The following is a 22,778-nucleotide window of genomic DNA, read 5'->3' on the forward strand; positions in this document are numbered from 1 at the left end:
CTCACGCCGCGGGGCCCTCGACCGCGTCGGTCCTCGGATCGATGAAGAAGTTGTCGCGGAACAGGCCGGTGGGGTCGTAGCGACGCTTGAGGTCGCGCAGCCGGGCGAGGTGGGCGGCTGGGAAGGCGCGCTCGACCCAGAGGGGTCCGGTGCCGGTCTCGAAGCTGAGGTAGCTGCCGGACAGGTGGGGGACGAGCCGCTCCCAGGCCACGTCGTACGCCGGACCGGTGCCGAAGCCGGAGAGCGAGAACGCCGCGCTGCGGCCGGCGTACGCCGTGGCCCCGCTCGGGACGTCGGCGACCGCGCCGCCGACGGCGCGGATCGAGAAGAAGTACGAGGTGCCGGCGTCGAGCAGGTCCGCGATCTCGGCGGCGAGCTCGGGGGTGAGGTGGTCGGCCAGGCCGGAGTGGGTGTGCGGCTCGCCGCGGCCCTGCTGCGGCGCGTCGTTGCTGAACGCGCCCATGACCTGGTCGTAGGTGGTGAGCGTGACGTGCTGCTGCAGCAGCGGGGCGATCTCGGCGATCGGCTGCAGGTGCTCGACGACGGTCTCGGGGTCGCCTGCGTCGACCACCAGCATCGCCTGCGCGACCCGCCGCCCGCCCCGCCGCGGGCCGAGGATGACCTGCCCGGTGACGCTGCGGTCCGCGGACTCGATCTCGCGCCCCCACCGCTCCAGGAAGGTCGCGGTGTCGCTGGCGTCGAAGGCCAGCTGGGCGAAGCCGATCGTGCCGACCCGGGCGGCGGTGAGCTCGAAGGAGGTGGCGACGCCGAAGTTGGCGCCGGCGCCGCGCACGGCCCAGAACAGGTCGGGCTGCACCTCGGCGCTGGTGCGCACCACCGCGCCGTCGGCCAGGACGAGCTCGACCGCGTTCAGGTGGTCGATGGTCAGGCCATGGCTGCGCGCGAACCAGCCGATGCCGCCGGCGGTGGCGAGCCCGCCGACGCCCACGCCGCCGTAGTCGCCGCTGCTGACCGCGAGCCCGTACGGCGCGAGCGTGCGGGCGACGTCGACCCACCGGGCACCCGGCCCGAGCCGGACCCGGCCGGTCTCGGCGTCGAGCACCTCGACGGTGTCGAGCGCGCCGACGTCGATGACCAGCCCGCCGCGGTTGAGGGAGCGTCCGGAGATGCCGTGCCCGGCGCTGAGGATCCCGAGCGGCAGCTCGCGGTGCTCCCGGGCGACGGCGACCGCGGCCTGCACCTCGGTGACGGTGCGCGGCCGGAGCACCAGCCCGGGGGCGCCGCCGCGTAGGTAGCTCGACGTGTAGCGGGCGTACGCCGGGTCGCCGGGCTCGACCGCGCGCTCGGCCAGCTCCGTGGGCAGGTCGTCGTAGCCGATCCCCGGCAGTCGCCTGGCCAAGGCCGTGGCGCCACGGACCCGCGCCCGCTCGCGCACCCCGGAGCCCTCGCGGGCCTCGGCGACCCGGTCGCGCACCTCGCCGAAGACGTCCGCGAAGCGGCGCAGCCCGCCCTCGTCGTCGCCCATCACGATGAAGGTGCTCACACCGTCCTCGACGGCGAGACGCACCAGCTCGTCGGTGCGGGTCTCCGGAGCGATGTTGAGCAGCCGTACCACCTCGGCGGGGTCCCGGCCGGCCTCCCGGGCCGCCCCGTCGATCACCCGCATGCCGCGCTCGAGGTCGCCGGGCTGCAGGTACGGCATCGAGGGCAGCCAGCCGTCGGCCGCGCGGCCGATCAGCCGCAACATCCGTGGCTTCAGGGCCCCGAGCCAGATCGGCACCCCGTGCGCGGGCGCCGGCCCGCGCTTGGCGCCGCGGACCCGGTGATGGGCGCCGTCGACGGCGAGGACCGAGCGGTCGGAGGTGTCCCACACGCCGCGGATGATCGTGAGCGCCTCGGCGAGCGCGTCCACCGCCTCACCGGGGCTCAGTCTGGTGCCGCCATAGGCCTCGATCGCGTCCCAGAACCCGCCGGCGCCCAACCCCAGCGCCACCCGGCCGCCGGAGAGCAGGTCGAGGCTGGCCACCGACTTCGCCAGCACCGCGGGCGGGCGCAGCGGCAGGTTGAGCACGTTGCCGGCGAGGTGGATCCGCTCGGTGCGCGCGGCGGCGTAGGACATCAGCGTCCAGGTGTCGAGGAACGACGGCTGGTAGGGGTGGTCCTGGAACGTCGCGAGGTCGTAGCCGAGCTCCTCGCTGAGGACCGCGAGCTCGACCGGTCGCTGAGGCGAGGCGGCCGTGGGGGTGACGAAGGATCCGAAGCGCAGAGGGTGACCGTAGTCGGGCATGCCACCAGCATCCTTCGGACGGGAGCACGGCGCCACCCGTGCGTAAGTAGGTTACACTCGGTAAGTGACCTCCGAGAGCTCGACGAACCGCCGCCAGGACCACCTGATCGACGACGCCACCTGCCGGGAGGCCACTGCGGGGCTGGAGTTCGTGGGACGCCGCTGGACCGGCGCGATCATGCTCGCGCTCGGCCGGGGCGCGTCGCGGTTCGGAGAGATCCAGGCGGCCGTCAACGGGCTCTCCGCCCGCCTGCTCACCGCCCGGCTGCGCGAGTTGGAGGCCCACGACCTCGTCGCCCGCGAGGTGATCGCGACGACGCCGGTCTCCGTGCGCTACCGGCTCACCCCACGCGGTCGCGACCTGCTGGTGGCGATGCAACCGCTGGTGGCCTACCACCTGCGCTGGCGCTGATCGTCGGCGTGTGGATGACCGTGAGCAGCGCCCAGGTGACGCACGCCGACACCAGCGCGGCGCCGAGCATGTGGAAGCCCACGAGGATCTCGGGCAGGTCGGTGAAGTACTGCACGAAGCCGATGGCGCCCTGACCGAGCGAGACGGCGAGCAGGACGACGACGGCCCGCCGCGCCTCGCGGGGCGCCCCGGTCGCGACCAGCGCGAAGATCAGCCCGATGGTGAGGCCGAGGAACAGGAACACCGAGTCGGCGTGGAGCTGGCTGACCTGGAGCGGGTCGAGGTCGTTGCGGGGCGAGTCGATGTCGCCGGCGTGCGGTCCGGAGCCGGTGACGACGGTGCCGAGGTAGAGGACCGCCCAGGCGGCGGCGAAGGTCACCCACGCCAGGCCGACCAGCCCGCCGCGAGCGTGCGCGGGGTCCGGGTGGTCGATGCGGCGCAGGAACACCACGGCGAGCCCGATGATGGCCATCGAGCAGAGAAGGTGGAACGAGACGACCCAGGGGTTCAGATCGGTGAGGACGGTGATGCCGCCGATCACGGCCTGGGCGGGGATGCCGAGCGCCAGGATCACCGACAGCCGCCGCAGGTCGCGGCGTCCGGTCTGCCAGGCCGACACGAACGTCGCCACGGCGATGGCGACCAGCACGAAGGTCAGCATCCGGTTGCCGAACTCGATCGCGGCGTGGAGGGTGAGCTCGCCGTGTGGTCGGAACGACTCCTCGGTGCAGCGCGGCCAGGTCGGGCACCCGAGCCCGGAGCCCGTCAGCCGTACGGCACCACCCGTGACGACGAGCATCACGTTGGCGACGAGGGTGGCCCAGCCAAGGGGCCGGACGAAGCGGGCTACTCCCATGTGAACGTCCTCGCGGTGAGTGCGGCGCCGCCGACGGCCCAGGCGAGCAGGACGCCCAGCTCGCGCCAGGCGACGGCGGCGTCGGTGAGGGCGTCGCGCATGGCGTTGCCGAGGGCCCCGGAGGGCAGCCAGCGCACGACCTCGCCGAAGTCGCCGTACGCCGAGGTGGGGAGCACGACGGCCCCGCCGGCGAGCAGCAGCAGGTAGACCAGGTTGGCGGCGGCCAGCGTCGCCTCCGCGCGCAGGGAGCCGGCGAGAGCGAGACCGAGGCCGGCGAACGCCGCGGTGCCGAGCACCACGGCCAGGACCGTGCCGAGCAGGTCGACGGAGGGCTCCCACCCGAGGGCGAGGCCGACGCCGGAGATGACCGCGATCTGGAGCACCTCGACGAGCAGCAGCGCGCCCACCTTGCCGGCGAGCAGGCCGGTGCGGGAGAGCGGCGAGGTGCCGAGGCGCTTGATGACGCCGTAGCGCCGCTCGAAGCCGGTCGCGATGGCCAGCGACGTGAACGCCGTGGACATGATCGCGAGCGCCAGCACCCCGGGCGTGATGACGTCGACCGCCGGGCGCGAGAAGTCCAGTCCGATGCGGTCGGAGCCCTTCACGCCGCCGACGAGGACGATCGCGGGGATCACGACGGCGAGCAGCAGCTGCTCGCCGTTGCGCAGCATCAGCCGCGCCTCCATGCCGGCCTGGGCGAGGATCTGGCGGGGGAGCGGTGCGGCTCCGGGCATCGGGGTGAAGGTGCCGGTCACGGGGTCAGCTCGCCTCCGGTCAGGTCGAGGAACACGTCCTCGAGGTTGCGCTGGCCGAGCGTGAGCGACTCCGGCAGGACGCCGTTGACGTCGCACCACCGCGAGACCTTGGCCAGCGTCGAGGCGTCGGCCGGCCCGGTCACGAGCAGGCTGACGTCGTCGAGCTGGGCGACCACGGTCTCGGGCCCGAGGGCCTCGCGCAACGAGCCGGGGGCCCCGGGCGGGAAGGGCTTGGTGACGACCAGGCGGATCGTGGTGACCGTGCCGCCGCGGACCAGCTCCAGCGGCGTCCCGGAGGCGACCAGGCGGCCGTGGTCGATGATGTGGATCATGTCGGCGAGCTGCTCGGCCTCGTCCATGTAGTGCGTCGTCAGCACGACGGTGACGCCGTCCTCGCGCAGCTCCTGCAGGAGCTCCCAGGTCGTACGGCGGACCTGCGGGTCCATCCCCGCGGTGGGCTCGTCCACGAACACCACCTCCGGGCGCCCCACCAGCGCCAGCGCGAGCGCGAGGCGCTGCTGCTGGCCGCCGGAGAGGCGCCGGTACGGCGTGCGGCCGCACTCGCCCAGCCCCAGCCGCTCCGCGAGCGGCTCCACGTCGAGCGGGTGGGCGTGCAGCCGGGCCATGTGGCGCAGCATCTCCATCGCGCGTACGCCGCTCCACGCACCGCCGCCCTGCAGCATCACGCCGATGCGCGGGTGCAGCTCCTTGCGCTGGCGCACCGGGTCCAGCCCGAGCACCCGGACGGTCCCCTGCTGCGGGCCGCGGTAGCCCTCGCAGGTCTCGAGCGTGGTGGTCTTGCCCGCGCCGTTGGGACCCAGCACGGCCGTGATCGTGTGCTGCTCCACGGTGAGGCTGAGGCCGTCGACCGCGAGCTTGTCGCCGTACCTCATCACCAAGCCGTCGACGGAGACAGCGGGAATGACAGGCACCAGGGCAGTCTAGGGTTGCGGCCGTGAACGTCTGGGTCATGGGTGCGGTGCTCGTGCTGAGCGCCGTGACCTTGATCGCGGTCGCGGTGCTGCTGGTGCGCGACGAGCCCGCCAACGACCGGGAGTTCGCGCTGCTGGCACTCGTCGAGGTCGTGCTGCTGGTGCAGCTCGTGGTGGGCGTGGTGCAGCTGTCGGGCACCGACCGCGACGTCTCGGGCGTGCTGTTCGTCAGCTATCTCGTGGGCGTGGCGCTGGCGCTGCCGGTGGGAGCCTTCTGGTCCCTGGCCGAGCGCTCGCGGGCCGGCACCGCCGTCCTGGCGGTGGCCGCGCTCACCGTGGTCGCGCTCGAGGTGCGCCTGTGGTCGATCTGGAGTGGTGCCGGTGCGTGACCTCGCCTCGGGCCCCGGTCGGGTGCTCGTCTTCGTCTACGGCGTGTTCGCGGTCGCCGCGACCGGCCGCTCGCTGGTGCAGCTGGGGGCGCACGCCGACCGGGCACCGGTGGCGTACTCGCTCTCGCTGTTCGCGGCCGTCGTCTACCTCGTGGCCACGACCTGCCTGCTGCTCGGCGGCCGACGGGGCTGGTGGGTCGCCGCGGTGGCGTGCTCGGTCGAGCTGGCCGGGGTGCTGGTGGTGGGCGTGCTCAGCTACGCGGTGACCGAGTGGTTCCCGGACCGGACCGTGTGGTCGCACTTCGGCCGGGGCTACGCCTTCCTCCCGCTCGTCCTGCCGTTCGCGGGGCTGGCCTGGCTTCGGGCGACGAGACCCGGGTCACGCACCGACCCTGGGTAAGGCTCACCTTGCTTGAACCGGGTTGGGCATTAACGTCACAATGTTGTTGTGGAATTCGACGAGGTGGCCACGCCCGTGCCCGGGCCGGACCAGACGACGCGCCAGCGCGTCGTGCGGTCGATCCTCGTCGAAGGTCCGTCCACCGCCGCGGCGCTCGCGGTGCGGCTCGACCTGACGCCGGCCGCCGTACGCCGCCACCTCGACCAGCTGGTCGAGGACGGCTCGGTGGAGGCGCGCGAGCCGCGCTCGCAGGCCGTCCGCGGCCGGGGCCGCCCCGCCAAGCTCTTCGCGCTCACCGAGACCGGTCGCGACGGCTTCGACCAGAAGTACGACGACCTGGCGGCTCAGGCCCTCCGCTTCCTTGCCGAGACCGGGGGCGAGGATGCCGTCCGCGCCTTCGCCGAGCGCCGGGTGGCGTTCGTCGAGGAGCGCTTCGGGGCGCTGTCCGCCGCTGAGCCGCACCTGAGCCCGGCCGAGGTGCTCGCCCGGATCTTCACCGACGAGGGCTACGCCGCCTCGGTGCGTCAGCTCCCGGTCGTGGGGGAGCAGCTGTGTCAGCAGCACTGCCCGGTCTCCCACGTCGCCCATGAGTTCCCCCAGCTGTGCGAGGCCGAGACCGCGGCGATCAGCCGCGTCCTCGACCACCACGTGCAGCGGCTCGCCACCATCGCGCACGGCGACGGGGTCTGCACCACCTGCATCCCCGCCACCGCGCCCACCAGCCCAGGCTCGACCAACGAGCAGGCCAATGAGAAGGAGAGGGTCACCAGATGACCTCCATCGAAGAGCTCAACCCCGAGCTCAAGGGAATCGGCCGCTACGACTTCGGCTGGGCCGACACCGACGTCGCGGGTGCGACGGCGCAGCGCGGCCTCAGCGAGGAGGTCGTGCGCAACATCTCCGCGCTCAAGAACGAGCCGCAGTGGATGCTCGACCTGCGCCTCAAGGGCCTCAAGCTCTTCCACCGCAAGCCGATGCCGACCTGGGGCTCGGACCTCGGCGGGATCGACTTCGACAACATCAAGTACTTCGTGCGCTCCAGCGAGAAGCAGGCGGCGACGTGGGACGACCTCCCCGAGGAGATCAAGAACACCTACGACAAGCTCGGCATCCCCGAGGCGGAGAAGCAGCGCCTCGTGTCCGGGGTCGCCGCGCAGTACGAGTCCGAGGTCGTCTACCACTCGATCCGCGAGGACCTCGAGGCCCAGGGCGTGCTGTTCCTGGACACCGACACCGCGCTGCGCGAGCAGCCGGAGTTGTTCCAGGAGTACTTCGGCACCGTCATCCCCGTCGGTGACAACAAGTTCGCCGCGCTCAACACCTCGGTGTGGTCGGGCGGCTCGTTCATCTACGTGCCCAAGGGCGTCCACGTGGACATCCCGCTGCAGGCCTACTTCCGGATCAACACCGAGAACATGGGCCAGTTCGAGCGCACGCTGATCATCGTGGACGAGGACGCCTACGTGCACTACGTCGAGGGCTGCACCGCGCCGATCTACTCCTCGGACTCGCTGCACTCCGCGGTCGTCGAGATCATCGTGAAGAAGGGCGGCCGCTGCCGCTACACGACCATCCAGAACTGGTCCAACAACGTCTACAACCTCGTCACCAAGCGCGCCGTCTGCGAGGCCGGCGCGACGATGGAGTGGGTCGACGGCAACATCGGCTCCAAGGTGACGATGAAGTACCCCGCGGTCTACCTCATGGGCGAGCACGCCAAGGGCGAGACGCTGTCGATCGCCTTCGCCGGCGAGGGCCAGCACCAGGACGCCGGCGCCAAGATGGTGCACGCGGCTCCGCACACCTCGAGCTCGATCCTGAGCAAGTCGGTGGCGCGCGGTGGTGGCCGGACGTCCTACCGCGGCCTGATCCAGGTCAACGAGGGCGCCCACGGCTCCAAGTCCAATGTGCTGTGCGACGCGCTGCTGGTCGACCAGGTCAGCCGCTCCGACACCTACCCGTACGTCGACATCCGCGAGGACGACGTCTCCATGGGCCATGAGGCGAGCGTCTCCAAGGTCTCCGACGACCAGCTCTTCTACCTGATGTCGCGCGGCATGGAGCAGGACGAGGCCATGGCGATGATCGTGCGCGGCTTCATCGAGCCGATCGCCAAGGAGCTGCCGATGGAGTACGCCCTCGAGCTCAACCGACTGATCGAGCTGCAGATGGAAGGGGCCGTCGGCTAGCCGCCACGGCCCCCGGCCCCCACGGTGGTTGAGGTGCGAGCGAATCGAGCCTCGAAACCACCACCCGAACCAAGGAAAGACGACGTAGTGACTGTGACCGATGCTGCACGCGAGAGCGTGGAGTCGATGCTCGAGACGCCCAAGATCGAGAGCCACCTGAACCCTCCCGGGTCCTTCGACCTGGCCGACCACCCCGTGCCGACGGGCCGCGAGGAGATCTGGCGGTTCACCCCGCTGAAGCGCCTGCGCGGCCTGCACGCCGAGGCGGAGTTCCTCGCCCCGGTGATCGCGACCGAGTGGGAGGCCCCCGAGGGGGTCGCGGTCCGGGTCGTCGAGGGCGACGAGGCCCGCGCGCTGCGCGGCGTCAGCGGCCTGGTGCCCAACACGCGGTTCGCCGCGCGGGTGCTGGCCGAGGTGCCCTCGACCCTGCTCGTCGACGTCCCCGCCGAGAGCGAGCTCGACGCCCCGGTGGTCCTCCGGCTGCGCGGGACCGACGCGTCGGTCACCGAGGCCGAGCACGTCGTGCTGCGCTTCGGCGCCCACTCCCGCGGCCTCGTCGTGCTCGACCACACCGGCCACGCCTCGCTGGCGCAGGTGGTGGAGGTGGTCGCCGGCGACGGCTCCGAGGTCACGGTCGTCTCGCTGCAGGACTGGGACGACGACGCGGTTCACCTGACCCACCACGAGGCGCTCGTGGGGCGCGACGCGGCCTACAAGCACGTGGCGATCAGCTTCGGCGGCGACGTCGTGCGCATGGACGCCAACGTCAGGTACGCCGGTCCCGGCGGCGCCGCGGAGCTGCTCGGCCTGTACTTCGCCGACGAGGGCCAGCACCTCGAGCACCGGCTCTTCGCCGACCACAACGAGCCGCGCACCAAGAGCAACGTCGTCTACAAGGGCGCGCTGCAGGGCCAGGGCGCGCACACGGTCTGGGTCGGCAACGTCCTCATCCGCAAGGTGGCCGAGGGCATCGAGACCTACGAGGAGAACCGCAACCTGGTGCTCACCGACGGCTGCCAGGCCGACTCGGTGCCGAACCTCGAGATCGAGACCGGCGAGATCGAGGGCGCCGGCCACGCGTCGGCGACCGGCCGCTTCGACGACGAGCAGCTGTTCTACCTTCGCGCCCGCGGCATCGCGGAGGCCGAGGCGCGCCGCTTGGTCGTGCACGGCTTCTTCAACGACCTGATCCGCAAGATCGGCGTCCCCTCCCTGGAGGAGAAGCTGATGGCGACCGTCGAGGAAGAGCTGTCCAAGAACGTCCTTCGAGACGCCTCGTCCCTCGGCTCCTCAGGAACGATATTGAAGGAGCTCGCCTGATGGCCTTCGAGCTCGCCTGCGCCCTGTCCGACGTACCGACCGACGAGGCCCTCGGGGTCACCGTCGGTGGCATGGACGTCGCGATCGCGCGCGACGGCGACGAGGTGTTCGCGCTGCAGGACCTCTGCTCCCACGCCGCGGTCGCACTGAGCGAGGGGGAGGTCGAGGACTGCACGGTCGAGTGCTGGCTGCACGGCTCGCGCTTCGACCTCCGCACCGGCAAGCCCAGCGGCCTTCCCGCCACCGAACCGGTCGCCACCTTCCCGGTGGACGTCCGTGAGGACGGCGTCTACGTCGACGTCGCCACGCCCCTCAACGGCGTTCGCCCCAGCTGACCCCCTGACGTTCCGCAGAACCTAGGAGACACACACATGAGCACGCTCGAGATCACCGACCTGCACGTCTCGGTCGACACCGAGGACGGTCCCAAGCAGATCCTCAAGGGCGTCACGCTGACGATCAACGACGGCGAGACGCACGCGATCATGGGCCCCAACGGCTCGGGTAAGTCCACGCTGGCCTACTCGATCGCCGGCCACCCCAAGTACACCGTGACCGGCGGTAGCGTCACCCTCGACGGCGAGGACGTCCTGGCGATGTCGGTCGACGAGCGGGCCCGCGCGGGGCTGTTCCTGGCGATGCAGTACCCCGTCGAGGTGCCCGGGGTCTCGGTCTCGAACTTCCTGCGCACCGCCAAGACCGCCATCGACGGCGAGGCGCCCAAGCTGCGTCACTGGGTCAAGGACGTCAACAAGGCGCTCGAGGACCTCAACCTGGACCCGTCCTTCGGCACCCGCTCGGTCAACGAGGGCTTCTCCGGCGGCGAGAAGAAGCGCCACGAGATCGCCCAGCTCGAGCTGCTGAACCCGAAGATCGCGGTGCTCGACGAGACCGACTCCGGTCTCGACATCGACGCGCTGAAGGTCGTCTCGGCCGGCGTCAACCGCTACCGCGAGCAGGAGGGCAAGGGCGTCCTGCTGATCACGCACTACACCCGGATCCTTCGCTACATCACGCCCGACCGGGTCCACGTCTTCGTCGACGGCAAGATCGCCGACCAAGGTGGCCCCGAGCTCGCCGACCAGCTCGAGGCCGAGGGCTACGACAAGTACCTCACCAAGGTCTGACCCTCGCCGGTCGAGCCGGACGAGCCTCAGCGCGTCCGCGACGAGACCCCGTAAGCCGAAAGGAACGCTGATGGAAGGTCTCCTCCCCGAGCTCGACATCATCCGCAAGGACTTCCCGATCCTCGAGCGCACGCTCGACAACGGGCAGCGGCTGGTCTACCTCGACAGCGCCAACACCTCGCAGAAGCCGCAGGTGGTCATCGACACGATGGTCGACCACCTCGAGCGTCACAACGCCAATATCGCCCGCGCGATGCACCAGCTCGGGGCGGAGTCGACCGAGGCGTTCGAGGCGGCGCGCGACAAGGTGGCGGCGTTCATCGGCGCGCCGGACCGCGACGAGGTCATCTTCACCAAGAACGCCACGGAGGCGCTGAACCTGGTCGCCAACACCCTCGCGTGGGCTACGGGCGACCTGGCCATCGGCGAGGGCGACGAGGTCGTCATCACCGAGATGGAGCACCACTCCAACATCGTGCCGTGGCAGCTGCTGACGCAGCGCAAGGGTGCGACCCTGCGCTGGTTCGGGCTGACCGAGGACGGCCGGCTCGACCTGTCGAACCTCGACGAGCTCGTCAACGAGCGCACCAAGGTGGTCTCGCTGGCCTGGGTGTCCAACATGCTCGGCACCATCAACCCGATCACCCAGATCGCGCGGCGCGCCCACGAGGTCGGCGCGATCGTGGTCGTGGACGCCTCGCAGGCCGTGCCGCAGCTGCCGGTCGACGTCGTGGCCTCGGGCGCCGACCTGCTGGCGTTCACCGGCCACAAGGTCGTCGGGCCGACCGGCGTCGGTGTGCTGTGGGGCAAGCGGGCCGTGCTCGACCAGCTGCCGCCGTTCCACGGTGGTGGCGAGATGATCGAGACCGTCCGCATGGACGTCTCGACGTACGCGGGGATCCCGCACAGGTTCGAGGCCGGCACCCCGCCGATCGTCGAGGCCATCGGTCTCGGCGCGGCGGTGGACTACCTCGGGCACATCGGCATGGAGGCCGTTCACGCCCACGAGCAGGCCATCACCGCCTACGCGCTCGAGGGCCTGGCGACGATCCCGGGGATCAAGGTCCTGGGTCCGCTGGAGGCCCGAGAGCGCGGGGGCGCGATCTCCTTCGAGGTCGAGGGCGTGCACCCGCATGACATCGCCCAGGTGCTCGACTCGCGTGGCATCGCCGTGCGCGCCGGCCACCACTGCGCCAAGCCCGCCCACGCCCGCTACGGCGTGCAGAGCTCGACGCGGATGTCGTCGTACCTCTACACGACCCCGGCCGAGATCGACGCGCTCGTCGAGGGGCTGGAATACACCCGGTCCTACTTCAAGTTGGGCTGAGAGATGACCCAAGAACTCGACGCGCTCTACCAGGAGATCATCCTGGACCACTACAAGAACCCTCTGCACGCGGGGCTCCGGGAGCCCTTCGGGGCCGAGGTGCACCACGTCAACCCCACCTGTGGCGACGAGGTGACGCTGCGCGTCCACGTCGACGACGGCGTCGTGAGCGACGTGTCGTACGACGCGGTGGGCTGCTCCATCTCGCAGGCCTCCACCTCGGTGATGGCCGACCTGGTGATCGGCAAGCCGGTCGACGAGGCGATGAGCATCCACCAGGAGTTCCTCACCCTCATGCAGGGCAAGGGCACGGTCGTGCCCGACGAGGACGTCCTCGAGGACGGCATCGCGTTCGCCGGTGTCGCCAAGTTCCCGGCGCGCGTCAAGTGCGCACTACTGTCCTGGATGGCCTGGAAAGACGCCACCACCCAGGCGGTCCCGTCCGACGCGATCGCATCGAAGGAGATCTGATGGCTGACCACACCGACCTGCCCGACGTACCCGAGGCCACCGGCGGAGGCGTGTCGACAGTCTCGATCGACGACGTCACCGAGGCGATGAAGGACGTCGTCGACCCCGAGCTGGGCATCAACGTCGTCGACCTCGGCCTGGTCTATGACGTGCACGTCGACGAGGGCAGCAACGTGGTCCTCGACATGACGCTCACCTCGGCCGCGTGCCCGCTCACCGACGTGATCATGGACCAGACCAACTCCGCCCTCGAGGGCCTGGTCAACGACGTCGCCATCAACTGGGTCTGGATGCCGCCCTGGGGCCCCGACAAGATCACCCCCGACGGCCGCGAGCAGCTGCGCGCCCTCGGCTTCAACGTCTGAGGCGCGTGGAAGGCTGGTGGGCGACGGAACTCCGTCCCTGCTCAACCACCATAGGCCGGTAGCGGCGGGTCGAAGGTCAGGTCCGTGTACGGCGGCTGGTCGTTCTCGTCGCGCGGCCAGATGGCGGTGCCGACGTACTGCGTGCCGTCGAGGGTGAGCTCGGCGCGGTAGGTGAAGGGCGCAGGGCCGAGCACGAACGGCTCGGTGGAGCCCTGCTCCTCGGTGAAGACAACCTGCCCGGCGCCGTAGCAGCCGCGGTCGGGAGGCATCGGTCCGTAGACCCGCGACGCGCCGTCGGCGGCGGTGACGACCACCCGGAGCGACGCGCGTCTCGGCGTCGTGGCGAGGTCCTGGACACTCATCTCCAGGCCGTAGGTGACGTAGCCGTCGTCGTCGGAGACCAGACCCAGGTAGCCGCTCGGCTCGGGCACGTGGCCGGACTCCGTGGTCGTCCACGCGAGCGTGGTGATGACGTCGCCCTCGGGGCCGTTCCCGAAGACATCCACCGCATAGTCACCAGGGGGTCCGGCCGACGGGATCGCGAACGTGTAGGTGCCGGTCCGCTCCACCGGGACCGTGAAGGTGCGCTCGCACTCGCCCTCGCCGGACGGCGAGAACGTCGCCTCGAACTCCCAGCCCTTCAGCGGGAACGAGAACGGCACCGTGCTCCGCTCGCCGACGTTCTCGAACGGCGGCTGCGCGAACCCGTCGGAGCAGGTGCCGGACGCGGTCCCGTCGGCGCTCGCCGGGGCGGTGTAGCAGGAGGTCCACGGCTCCAGGGGGACCTCGCGTCCGTCGAGCTGGAGCACCACCGGCGGCGCCTGCCGGTCGTCCCACTCCGGGGGCACGTCGGCGATGTCGCCCGGCGGCGGGCCCTCGGTCGCGGTCGGCGTCGGGTCGATCGCGGGCGAGGCCCCGCCGGGCTCGTGCGTGCGCAGCGCGGCCATGCTGCCGAGCACCCCGGCGACGAGCACGACGGCGGCCGCCGAGGTGAGCAACGCACGCCGGCGCTGACGCCGACGCCGGCGGCGCGTGAGCACCTCGCCGTACGCCGGTGGGTCGGTGGGGGAGGCGGCTTCGACCTCGGAGGCCAGGCGTCGCTCGAGCTCGCTCATGGGGCGGTCCGTTCGGGGTCGGCGAGCAGCGGCGCCAGGGCCGCGCGGGCTCGCGAGAGGCGGGACTTGACCGTGCCGGGCGGCACCCGCAGCAGGGTGGCTACCTCGTCGACGGGCAGGTCGTGGACGTGGTGGAGCAGGAGGACGGCGCGGCTGCCCAGCGGCAGGGCCGCCAGGGCGTCGCCCAGATCGAGGCGGGTCGCGTCGGGCGGCGGTGACGCGAGCGGCGTACGGGAGGCGAGGCGGCGCAGCCCGCGTGCGGCGAGCTGGCGGCGCCGGTGCCGGGACACCAGCATCCGCACGGCGACGGTGCGCAGCCACGCGTCCACGTCGTCGTAGGCGCGGACCTTGTCCCAGTGCTCCAGCAGCTTGACGAAGGAGTCCTGGGCGATCTCCTCGGCGTCGGCACGCGAGCCGCCCATCACCGTCAGCAGGCCGATCAGGGGACCGCAGGTGCGCGCGTAGACCCCGCGACCTGGCTCTCGCGGCTCTCCGCGTCCGTCTCCACACCACTGACACGTGCCAGGTGACGGTCTGGTTCCCTCGCTTCGCTACCGTCGGCTACGTGTCGATCATCGTGCCTGCCGCCCGCGTCGAGCGGTGGATCGCCAACTTCGCCGAGCGCCACGGCCGCGCGACACTCACCCTGGCGCACGGAGCCCTGACTGGCGCGGCCGAGGACGGCTCGGACTTCACCGCGGTGCTGCCCTTCGACGCGCCCTACGCCGGCAGCGCGGACGCGGCGTCGTTCGCGGCCGCGGCGGCGTCCGGGGTGCCCGCCGACTGGGGTGTGCTCCTGGTGCGCAAGGGCGGCTTCGCGCTCGCGCGGCTGGCAGGGGAGTCAGTGGTCGAGTCCAAGACCGGCCAGCGCCACGTCCAGGGGCGCACCAAGGCCGGAGGTCAGTCGCAGCAGCGCTTCGCCCGGCGCCGGGAGAACCAGGCACGCCAGGCCTACGAGGCGGCCGCCGACCACGCCGCACGGATCCTCGGCTCCGGGTCGCGGCCGGTGGTGGTGGGCGGAGACCGGGCGGCGGTCGACGAGGTGCTCGCCGATCCTCGCCTGAGGGGGCTGAGGGTCGTCGGGCCGTGGCTCCCGGTCCCGGACCCGCGCCGCGGCATCCTCGAGCAGGCTGTGCGTGACGCCTGCGCCGCGCGCTTCGACGTACGCAACGCGGGGGAGTCGTCGTGACCCGGCTCCTGCTGCTGGCCGACACGCACGTCCCGAAGCGAGCCCGGGATCTGCCGGATCGGGTGTGGGCCGAGGTGGAGTCCGCCGACCTGGTCGTCCACGCCGGCGACTGGGTCGAGCCGTCGCTGCTCAACGCGCTCGAGGCGCGGTCGCGGCGGCTGCTCGCCTGCTACGGCAACAACGACGGCGCCGAGCTGCGCCGCCGGCTGCCGGAGGTGGCCCGCGCCGAGATCGACGGGGTGCGACTCGCCGTGGTCCACGAGACCGGTGATGCGAAGGGGCGCGAGCAGCGGTGCGCCGCGGCCTATCCGGATGACGACGTGCTCGTGTTCGGGCACAGCCACATCCCGTGGGACACGACGGCCACGACCGGGCTGCGCCTGCTCAACCCGGGCTCGCCCACCGACCGCCGACGTCAGCCGCACTGCACGTACATGACCGCGGTCGCGGCCGACGGTCGGCTCACCGACGTCGAGCTGCACCCGCTGCCGCCGCGACGCTGAGGGGCCTCCGGCGCCCGCCTGCGCTGTGCACGACCGGTTTTCCGCTAGCGTCCGGGTCATGTGGCAGCCCGAGCCAGGGTGGCACCCGCTCCCGGGCGGCACCGGCACGTCGACGGTCGGCCTCTGGCGCACGTCCCTCGGCGGTCGCCCGATGGTGGTCAAGCGCCTCGCACGACCGGTCGACGGCGACCCCCCGGAGCTCTCCGACCCCCGCCACTTCGCCTTCTGGCGGCGCGAGGCCGACGTGCTCGACTGCAGCCTCACCGCGGCCACCCCGGGTCTGCGCGCCACCCCGGCCGCGGTCGAGGAGGACGGGGAGGGCATCACGATCACCCGGGAGTGGGTCGAGGACGCGGCCGTCAGCGGGCTCTTCGTGGCGGTGGCCCTGGGGCGCTTCGCGGGCGCGGGGCTGCCCGCCCTGGCCTGGCTGGCCCGCGACCAGCTGCGCACCCGGCTGCGCCGGGTCGAGGCCCGCGGCGGCTGGCCGACCCTGGCGCGTACGACGGTCGCCGACATCGCCGACCACCTGTGGACCCGCCGCTCCAGCCTGCTCGACCTGAGCGAGTCGCTGCCCGCCGTCGCGCAGCACGGCGACCCGACGCTGGCGAACCTCCCCGGGCGAGCGGGGGACGATGTGGTCGCGATCGACTGGGCCACCCTCGGCACCGGGCCCGTCGGGGCGGACCTCGGCCTCCTGTCGCTGGCCACGCGTGAGGAGTTCGAGCCGCTGCTGGACGCCTACCTGCTCGGCCTCCCGCCCGGGCTCGCGACGCGCGACGAGGTGCTCGCCGGGGCGCGCATCACCGGCGTCTACACCGCTCTCACCCGCGCCGAGTGGGCGCTCTCGCGAGTCGCCGGGGGAGAGGGAGCCCTCGCCGGCAAGTACCGACACCCCGCGGTCGCCCCTCACCTGCGCGCCCTGCAGCGCCAGTTCCCCGCGATCGAGGCGCTGCTGGGCTGGTGAGGGCTGCGGGCGGTTTCGAGGCTCGCCTCGCTCGCACCGAAACCACCGTGCCGGCTGGTTTCCACCTCGACCGCCGTGTGGTCAGACGCGGCGGCCGTCGAAGGTGTCGCAGGCCGCCAGCGAGCCCTCGGAGAGACCGACCTCGAACCAGCGCTGTCGCTGCTCGGCCGAGCCGTGGGTCCAGGACTCCTGGGTGACCTGCCCCTGGGTCTTGCTCTGGATGCGGTCGTCGCCCACGGCGGCCGCGGCCTCGAGGGCCAGGCGGATGTCCTCGTCGGTCAGCGAGGAGAACAGGACGTTGCCGTCGCGGTCCTCGGTCTGGGTGGCGGCCCTCGCCCACATCCCGGCGTAGCAGTCGGCCTGCAGCTCGAGCTTGACCGCGTCGCTCTGCGGGCCCTGCTGGGTGCGGACCTTGCTCATGGCGCCGAGCAGGTTCTGGATGTGGTGGCCGTACTCGTGGGCGAGGACATAGGCCTCCACGAAGCCGCCGTCGGGACCGCCGAGCTGGTCCTCGAGGACCTGGTCGAAGAACGTCGAGTCGAGGTAGATGGTCTGGTCCGGCGGGCAGTAGAACGGGCCGACGTCGGACGTGGCGCCGCCACAGCCGGTCTGCACCGCGCCGGAGAAGGTCACCAGGCCCTGTGGGGGCTGGAACTCCTCGGCCAGCTCCTCGCCCCAGAAGTTGTGGAGCGAGTTCTCCACCGCGACGCGTTGGCAGTCCTTGTCCTCGTTGGCGTCGTTGCCGTCCTCGCACTTGTCGTAGAGCCCGGTGTCGGCCATGCGGCTGGTGTCGAAGGCGCTCCCGCCGCCACCGGTGCCGCCACCCCCACCGAGGATGTCGACCCCCGAGCACTGCGCCACGACGAACAGCACGACGAGCAGGATCACACCTCCGATGCCGCCCCCGCCGATGCCCCCGGGGATGGGCAGGCCTCTGCCGCCGCCCCTCCCGCCACCCTGGGTCCCGCGGCCGGCATCGCGCATCCTGCCGGTGTCGAGCCTGGCCTTGGGGTTGAAGCGCATCGGCTTCCTCTCGGTCGAAGGGCATGCCGGGACCGAGTACCCGGGACGGCGTACCTACACTAGTGACCCTGATGATCACTGCCCACCAGCTCGAAGTACGAGCCGGCGCGCGGCTCCTCATGGACAACGTCAGCTTCCGCGTCGCCGCCGGCGACAAGGTCGGCCTGGTCGGCCGCAACGGCGCCGGGAAGACCACACTCACCAAGATCCTCGCCGGTGAGGCGCAGCCCGCGTCCGGACAGGTCACCGCCACCGGCGACGTCGGCTACCTCCCGCAGGACCCGCGCACCGGCGACCCCGAGGTCCTGGCGCGTGACCGGATCCTGTCCGCGCGCGGCCTCGACGACGTCGTACGCCGCCTGCGCGAGGCGGAGGCGGAGATGGGCAGCGACGACCCGGCGGTCTCCGAGCGCGCCATGCGGCGCTGGACGAACGCCGACGCGGAGCTGCATGCCGGGGGCGGCTACGCCGCGGAGTCGGAGGCGGCGACGATCGCGGCCAGCCTCGGGATCCAGGAGCGGATCCTGGGCCAGCCCCTGAAGACGCTCTCCGGCGGGCAGCGTCGTCGCGTGGAGCTGGCGCGCATCCTGTTCTCCGGCGCCGAGATCCTGATCCTCGACGAGCCCACCAACCACCTCGACGCCGACTCGATCGTCTGGCTGCGCGACTTCCTCAAGGCCCACAAGGGCGGGTTCATCGTGATCAGCCACGACAACGCGCTGCTGGAGGAGACCGTCAACAAGGTCCTCCACCTCGACGCCAACCGGATGACCATGGACGTTTACAACATGGGGTGGCGCCACTACCTCACCCAGCGCGAGACCGACGAGAAGCGCCGCAAGCGCGAGCGCGCCAACGCCGAGAGCAAGGCGAAGACGCTCACCGACCAGGCCAACAAGATGCGGGCCAAGGCGTCGAAGGCGGTCGCGGCCCAGTCGATGCTCAAGCGCGCCGAGAAGATGATGGCCGGGCTCGAGGGCGAGCGGCAGGCCGACAAGGTCGCCAACATCAAGTTCCCCTCGCCGGCCCCCTGTGGCAAGACGCCGCTGATGGCCGAGGAGCTGTCGAAGACCTACGGTTCGCTGGAGGTGTTCACCGACGTCGACCTCGCCATCGACAAGGGCTCACGGGTGGTCATCCTCGGCCTCAACGGCGCCGGGAAGACCACGATGCTGCGGATCCTCGCGGGCGTCGACAAGCCGGACACGGGCCGGGTCATCCCCGGGCACGGGCTCAAGATCGGCTACTACGCCCAGGAGCACGAGACCCTCGACACCAGCCGCACGGTGCTGGAGAACATGCAGAGCGCCGCGCCGCAGCTGACCGACACCGAGGCCAGGAGCGTGCTCGGCTCGTTCCTCTTCTCCGGCGACGACGCCAACAAGTCGGCGGCGGTGCTGTCGGGCGGCGAGAAGACCCGCCTGGCCCTGGCCAGCCTCGTGGTCTCCAGCGCCAACGTGCTGCTGCTCGACGAGCCCACCAACAACCTGGACCCCGCCTCGCGCGAGGAGGTCCTGGCGGCGATCCGTACCTACGAGGGTGCGATCGTGCTGGTGACCCACGACGAGGGCGCGGTGCTGGCGCTCGAGCCGGACCGGGTGCTGCTGCTGCCTGATGGCGACGAGGACCTCTGGAACGACGAGTACGCCGACCTGGTGTCGCTGGCCTGAGCCGTCGTGGCGGCGGGCTCAGGCGCCGCGCACGAGCAGGCTGCTGACGAACCAGCCGCTCACGACCGCGAAGCCGCCCACCAGGAGCGCCCAGCGCGTAGCAATCTCTAGTGACTTCATGTAGTTACAGTACCTGGCGTGCGGGTTCGGCACCAGTGCCCTCCTCCTGGGACCGTCAGTGGGGCTTCCTAGACTCCGGACATGTCACCTGACGAGCTGGCCGCTGCTTCATCTCCGTCGCGGCCGTGCGCGGCCACGCCGTGGGGGCCGGCTTCCAGCTCGCCCTCTCCTGCGACCTGCGGGTCCTGGCCGATGACGCCCGGCTGCATGAAGGAGGCAGCGCTCGGGCTGGTGCCCGACCTCACGGGAACAAAACCGCTCGTCGAGTGCGTTGGCTACGCACGGGCACTCGAGATCTGCGCCACCGCTCGCACCGTCGGAGCGGCCGAGGCCGTCGACATCGGCCTCGCGCTGACCGCCGTACCGGCGGCGGAGCTGGATGCGACGGTCGCAGACCTCGTGGTCGCCCTGACCGCCCCGCTCCCGGGGGCGGTGTCCGAGATCAAGGGTCTTCTCCTCGGAGCAGCCCAGCGCCCTCTTGAGGAGCAGCGCCGCCTGGAGCGTGAGGCCCAGGTGCGCAGGTTCCGCGAGGTGGCCCAGTTCCTGGCCGGCTGACATGACGTCAGCGCCGGGGGAGTAGGAGGGCCCGGATGTCCGGCATGTCCCCCAACGGCGCCGTCTGGCGCAACCTGCGCACCGACCGGAGCGTCGTCAACAACCGCCTCGAGGGCAAGACGGTGCGGCGGGTCCTCGGGTTCGCCCGGCCCCACCGCCGCCTGATCTCGGTGTTCCTCACGCTCACCGTGGTGGACGCCGCGATGGTCGTGGTCATGCCGCTGCTCGTGCAGCGGATCGTCGACGACGGCATCCTCGCCGGCGACCGCGGTGTGGTGAGCGTGATCGCCCTCGCTATGGCCGGTGTCGCGGTGCTCACGGCCGTGCTCGCCGTCCTGGGGGGCTGGCTCTCCTCGCGCATCGGCGAGGGCCTCATCTACGACCTTCGCACCCAGGTGTTCGCCCACGTGCAGCGCCAGTCGCTCGCGTTCTTCACGCGGACCCAGACCGGTGCCCTGGTCAGCCGGCTCAACAACGACGTGATCGGTGCGCAGCGCGCCTTCACCTCGACGCTGTCGAGCACGGTCTCCAACAGCATCTCGGTGCTCGTGGTCGGCATCGCCATGATCGCCCTGAGCTGGCAGGTGACGCTGCTCTGTCTGGCGCTCTTCCCGATCCTGTTCTTCGTCTCGCGCTGGGTCGGCGGGCGCCTCGCGGGGCTGACTCGCCGGCAGATGGACGGCAACGCCGACCTCGGCAACGTGATGACCGAGCGCTTCAACGTCGGCGGCGCGATGCTGCTCAAGCTCTTCGGCCGACGCGCCGACGAGGACGCGCTGTTCCAGACCAAGGCCGCCAACGTCCGTGACCTCGGGATCCGGATCTCCCTGATCACCCGGATCTTCGGGGCGTCGATGATGCTGGTCCCGGCGCTCGCCACGGCGCTGGTCTACGGCGTCGGCGGCAGCCTGGTGATCGACAAGACGCTCACGATCGGCACCCTGCTGGCCCTTGCCACGCTGCTCCTGCGGCTGCTGGGCCCCTTGCAGGGCCTCTCCAACGTGCGCATCGACATCATGACCGCCTTCGTCAGCTTCGAGCGGGTCTTCGAGGTTCTCGACCTGCCGTCCTCGGTCCGCGAGAAGGAGGGCGCCATCGCCCTGCCCCGTGACGCCGGGCGCTTGGAGTTCGAGCACGTCTCGTTCACCTACCCCAAGGCCGAGGACATCTCGCTGGGCTCGCTGGAGTCCGTGGCCCGCGTCGAGTCGCGCGACAACGAGCAGGTGCTCACCGACGTCGGCTTCGTCGCGGAGCCCGGCCAGATGATCGCGCTCGTCGGCCCCTCCGGCGCCGGCAAGACGACCATGACCCACCTGGTCGCCCGCCTCTACGACGTGGAGTCCGGTGCGGTGCGCGTCGGCGGCCAGGACGTACGCGACGTCACGCTGGACTCCCTGGAGGACGTGGTCGGCTACGTGACCCAGGACGCCCACATGTTCCACGACACGATCCGCGCCAACCTGGTCTACGCCCGCCCGGACGCCACCGACGAGGAGATCTGGGCGGCGCTGGAGGCGGCTCAGGTCGCCCAGCTGGTCGGCAGCCTGCCCGACGGGCTCGACACCGTCGTGGGCGACCGTGGCTACCGCCTCTCCGGTGGAGAGCGTCAGCGCCTGGCCATCGGCCGACTGCTGCTGAAGTCGCCCTCGATCGTCGTGCTCGACGAGGCCACCGCCCACCTCGACAGCGAGTCGGAGGCCGCCGTCCAGCGGGCCCTCGACGCCGCGCTGGAGGGCCGCACCTCCCTCGTCATCGCCCACCGGCTCTCGACCGTGCGCAACGCTGACCAGATCCTGGTGCTCGACGGTGGCCGGATCGTCGAGTTCGGCACGCACGAGGAGCTCTTGGCTCGCGGTGGGCTGTACTCCGACCTGTACCGCACCCAGTTCGACCACAAGCCGGCGCCGGTCGAGGTCTAGCGAGGCCGGAGCCGTCGAGCGGCCCGGGTCCGCCACCTCCGGCCGCTGCGCCGCTACGTGTCGATCTGGTGGCTGTCGTCGTTCTCGGCGTCGCGGGCACGTTGGGCGAGCACGTAGGGGTGGTTGCTCTGGCGGACGCGCCCCTGCTTGACCGGCTTGGGCTCGCGGCTCGCGACCGCCCCCGAGCCGCGGCCACGGCGGCTGCCGCGCCACTCGTCGTACATCAGGTAGAAGAAGCCGAAGATCGCCAGCACGCCGAAGAACCACCACTGCAGGCCGTAGAAGAAGTGCGGGCCGTTGTCGAGCTCGGGCAGCTCCACCTGCTCCAGGCTGGTCGCCGGCGCCGGCGCCGGGTCCTCGGACTGGAGCTCGACGAAGCCGCCATAGACGTCGCGGCCGAGCGCCTCGCCGATCGCCTTGCTGTTGATCGCCCGGGTGGACCGGTCGGTGACCGCCGTGGACGAGCCGGTGCCGTCGGCGCGGACCCAGCCCGTGACGGTGACCTCGCCGCTCGGGGGAGCGGGTACGTCGTCGAGGGCAGCGTCGCCCTGGTTGGCGGTGGGCATCCAGCCACGGTCGACCAGCAGGGCAGTGCCGGAGGAGGTGACGAGCGGCACCACCACGTCGATCCCCGACCTGCCGTCGCGGGTGCGGTAGCGCACGATCACCGTGTCGTCGGTGTCGTAGGTGCCGGTGGCCGTCACGATCAGCCACTCATGGTCCTCGGCGACGTCCCCGCCGGGCTCGAGCACCTCGTCGACCGGCGTCGGGGCGCCACCTTCGTTGGCCCGGACGACCTCGTTGCGCTCCTTGCGGTCGGCAAGCCGGTCGAACTGCCACTGGCCCAGCCACCAGGTAGCGGAGGCCACCACCACGATGGCCGCCGCGAAGAGCGCCCACCGTCTGCTCATGAGAAACCGGAACGCGCG

25 protein-coding genes are annotated in these 22,778 nt (G+C 71.5%); 17 read left to right on the forward strand and 8 right to left on the reverse strand.

Going from position 1 to position 22,778, the window contains the following annotated elements; translation table 11 throughout:
• Nucleotide 1: 1 nt before the first annotated feature.
• Nucleotides 2-2,248, reverse strand: a complete 2,247-nt coding sequence (locus LRP67_RS14070) for an LLM class flavin-dependent oxidoreductase (RefSeq protein ID WP_231270793.1) — start codon at nt 2,246-2,248, stop codon at nt 2-4.
• Nucleotides 2,249-2,312: 64 nt separating this feature from the next.
• On the opposite strand from LRP67_RS14070, the gene LRP67_RS14075 reads away from it, so the two are divergent.
• Nucleotides 2,313-2,660, forward strand: coding sequence for a helix-turn-helix domain-containing protein (locus tag LRP67_RS14075; RefSeq protein WP_231270794.1), 348 nt, complete (start codon nt 2,313-2,315; stop codon nt 2,658-2,660).
• Here the strand turns inward: LRP67_RS14075 and LRP67_RS14080 are convergent.
• From LRP67_RS14080 to LRP67_RS14090, 3 genes are read right to left on the reverse strand one after another with little or no spacing between them, the layout of a single operon-like run.
• Nucleotides 2,590-3,516, reverse strand: coding sequence for a heme A synthase (locus LRP67_RS14080; RefSeq protein ID WP_231270795.1), 927 nt, complete (start codon nt 3,514-3,516; stop codon nt 2,590-2,592). The two genes, LRP67_RS14075 and LRP67_RS14080, sit on opposite strands and share 71 nt — an antisense overlap.
• On the reverse strand, nt 3,507-4,271 hold the full coding sequence (locus LRP67_RS14085; protein ID WP_231270796.1) for an ABC transporter permease: 765 nt from the start codon (nt 4,269-4,271) through the stop codon (nt 3,507-3,509). Before LRP67_RS14085 ends, LRP67_RS14080 begins: the two co-directional genes overlap by 10 nt.
• Nucleotides 4,268-5,203, reverse strand: coding sequence for an ABC transporter ATP-binding protein (locus LRP67_RS14090; RefSeq protein ID WP_231270797.1), 936 nt, complete (start codon nt 5,201-5,203; stop codon nt 4,268-4,270). The genes LRP67_RS14085 and LRP67_RS14090 overlap by 4 nt, the downstream gene beginning before the upstream one ends.
• 23 nt (nt 5,204-5,226) lie before the next feature.
• Between LRP67_RS14090 and LRP67_RS14095 the strand changes: the two genes are divergently transcribed.
• From LRP67_RS14095 to LRP67_RS14140, 10 genes are all read left to right on the forward strand, one after another.
• On the forward strand, nt 5,227-5,592 hold the full coding sequence (locus tag LRP67_RS14095) for a hypothetical protein (protein WP_231243583.1): 366 nt from the start codon (nt 5,227-5,229) through the stop codon (nt 5,590-5,592).
• On the forward strand, nt 5,585-5,992 hold the full coding sequence (locus LRP67_RS14100; protein WP_231270798.1) for a hypothetical protein: 408 nt from the start codon (nt 5,585-5,587) through the stop codon (nt 5,990-5,992). The genes LRP67_RS14095 and LRP67_RS14100 overlap by 8 nt, the downstream gene beginning before the upstream one ends.
• A gap of 48 nt (nt 5,993-6,040) precedes the next feature.
• Nucleotides 6,041-6,766, forward strand: coding sequence for a metalloregulator ArsR/SmtB family transcription factor (locus tag LRP67_RS14105; RefSeq protein WP_231270799.1), 726 nt, complete (start codon nt 6,041-6,043; stop codon nt 6,764-6,766).
• On the forward strand, nt 6,763-8,181 hold the full coding sequence (gene sufB, locus LRP67_RS14110; protein WP_231270800.1) for a Fe-S cluster assembly protein SufB: 1,419 nt from the start codon (nt 6,763-6,765) through the stop codon (nt 8,179-8,181). Before LRP67_RS14105 ends, sufB begins: the two co-directional genes overlap by 4 nt.
• Before the next feature lie 126 nt (nt 8,182-8,307).
• Nucleotides 8,308-9,501 carry a Fe-S cluster assembly protein SufD gene (gene sufD / locus LRP67_RS14115; RefSeq protein WP_269211606.1) on the forward strand — a complete coding sequence of 398 codons (1,194 nt, stop codon included), beginning with the start codon at nt 8,308-8,310 and terminating at the stop codon, nt 9,499-9,501.
• Nucleotides 9,501-9,836, forward strand: a complete 336-nt coding sequence (locus LRP67_RS14120) for a non-heme iron oxygenase ferredoxin subunit (protein WP_231243578.1) — start codon at nt 9,501-9,503, stop codon at nt 9,834-9,836. Before sufD ends, LRP67_RS14120 begins: the two co-directional genes overlap by 1 nt.
• Before the next feature lie 36 nt (nt 9,837-9,872).
• The gene (sufC, locus tag LRP67_RS14125; RefSeq protein ID WP_231270802.1) at nt 9,873-10,628 is read left to right on the forward strand and encodes a Fe-S cluster assembly ATPase SufC; all 756 of its coding nucleotides are present in this window, start codon (nt 9,873-9,875) and stop codon (nt 10,626-10,628) included.
• Between the two features lie 70 nt (nt 10,629-10,698).
• Nucleotides 10,699-11,955, forward strand: coding sequence for a cysteine desulfurase (locus LRP67_RS14130; RefSeq protein WP_231270803.1), 1,257 nt, complete (start codon nt 10,699-10,701; stop codon nt 11,953-11,955).
• 3 nt (nt 11,956-11,958) lie between these two features.
• The gene (sufU, locus tag LRP67_RS14135; protein ID WP_231270804.1) at nt 11,959-12,426 is read left to right on the forward strand and encodes a Fe-S cluster assembly sulfur transfer protein SufU; all 468 of its coding nucleotides are present in this window, start codon (nt 11,959-11,961) and stop codon (nt 12,424-12,426) included.
• Complete coding sequence (locus LRP67_RS14140; RefSeq protein ID WP_269211573.1) at nt 12,426-12,791, forward strand: metal-sulfur cluster assembly factor; 366 nt, start codon at nt 12,426-12,428, stop codon at nt 12,789-12,791. Before sufU ends, LRP67_RS14140 begins: the two co-directional genes overlap by 1 nt.
• 41 nt (nt 12,792-12,832) lie before the next feature.
• Here the strand turns inward: LRP67_RS14140 and LRP67_RS14145 are convergent, their stop codons facing one another.
• Both LRP67_RS14145 and LRP67_RS14150 read right to left on the reverse strand, forming a co-directional pair.
• Complete coding sequence (locus LRP67_RS14145) at nt 12,833-13,906, reverse strand: hypothetical protein (RefSeq protein WP_231270805.1); 1,074 nt, start codon at nt 13,904-13,906, stop codon at nt 12,833-12,835.
• Nucleotides 13,903-14,349, reverse strand: a complete 447-nt coding sequence (locus tag LRP67_RS14150; RefSeq protein ID WP_308189763.1) for a sigma-70 family RNA polymerase sigma factor — start codon at nt 14,347-14,349, stop codon at nt 13,903-13,905. Before LRP67_RS14150 ends, LRP67_RS14145 begins: the two co-directional genes overlap by 4 nt.
• Before the next feature lie 122 nt (nt 14,350-14,471).
• On the opposite strand from LRP67_RS14150, the gene LRP67_RS14155 reads away from it, so the two are divergent.
• From LRP67_RS14155 to LRP67_RS14165, 3 genes are read left to right on the forward strand one after another with little or no spacing between them, the layout of a single operon-like run.
• Nucleotides 14,472-15,095 carry an acVLRF1 family peptidyl-tRNA hydrolase gene (locus LRP67_RS14155; protein WP_231270807.1) on the forward strand — a complete coding sequence of 208 codons (624 nt, stop codon included), beginning with the start codon at nt 14,472-14,474 and terminating at the stop codon, nt 15,093-15,095.
• On the forward strand, nt 15,092-15,598 hold the full coding sequence (locus tag LRP67_RS14160; RefSeq protein WP_231270808.1) for a metallophosphoesterase: 507 nt from the start codon (nt 15,092-15,094) through the stop codon (nt 15,596-15,598). The genes LRP67_RS14155 and LRP67_RS14160 overlap by 4 nt, the downstream gene beginning before the upstream one ends.
• 58 nt (nt 15,599-15,656) lie before the next feature.
• Nucleotides 15,657-16,562 (forward strand): phosphotransferase, encoded by a 906-nt coding sequence (locus LRP67_RS14165; protein ID WP_231270809.1) that lies wholly within the window; start codon nt 15,657-15,659, stop codon nt 16,560-16,562.
• 81 nt (nt 16,563-16,643) lie between these two features.
• Here LRP67_RS14165 and LRP67_RS14170 read toward each other — a convergent pair whose 3' ends face one another.
• Nucleotides 16,644-17,585: a neutral zinc metallopeptidase gene (locus LRP67_RS14170; protein ID WP_231270810.1), complete on the reverse strand. Its 942-nt coding sequence runs from the start codon at nt 17,583-17,585 to the stop codon at nt 16,644-16,646.
• A 71-nt stretch (nt 17,586-17,656) separates the two neighbouring features.
• On the opposite strand from LRP67_RS14170, the gene LRP67_RS14175 reads away from it, so the two are divergent.
• The 3 genes from LRP67_RS14175 (at nt 17,657) to LRP67_RS14185 (ending at nt 21,849) form a co-directional block, all read left to right on the forward strand.
• A complete protein-coding gene (locus tag LRP67_RS14175) occupies nt 17,657-19,255 on the forward strand; it encodes an ABC-F family ATP-binding cassette domain-containing protein (RefSeq protein ID WP_231270811.1) in 1,599 nt (532 codons plus the stop codon).
• 327 nt (nt 19,256-19,582) lie between these two features.
• A complete protein-coding gene (locus LRP67_RS14180; protein ID WP_269211574.1) occupies nt 19,583-19,930 on the forward strand; it encodes an enoyl-CoA hydratase/isomerase family protein in 348 nt (115 codons plus the stop codon).
• Nucleotides 19,931-19,965: 35 nt separating this feature from the next.
• On the forward strand, nt 19,966-21,849 hold the full coding sequence (locus LRP67_RS14185; protein ID WP_231270812.1) for an ABC transporter ATP-binding protein: 1,884 nt from the start codon (nt 19,966-19,968) through the stop codon (nt 21,847-21,849).
• Between the two features lie 53 nt (nt 21,850-21,902).
• Here the strand turns inward: LRP67_RS14185 and LRP67_RS14190 are convergent, their stop codons facing one another.
• Nucleotides 21,903-22,760, reverse strand: coding sequence for an SURF1 family protein (locus LRP67_RS14190; protein ID WP_231270813.1), 858 nt, complete (start codon nt 22,758-22,760; stop codon nt 21,903-21,905).
• Between the last annotated feature and the right edge of the window lie 18 nt (nt 22,761-22,778).

The organism is Nocardioides sp. cx-169 (genome assembly GCF_021083605.1).
In the GTDB taxonomy this organism is placed as follows: Bacteria; Actinomycetota; Actinomycetes; order Propionibacteriales; family Nocardioidaceae; genus Nocardioides.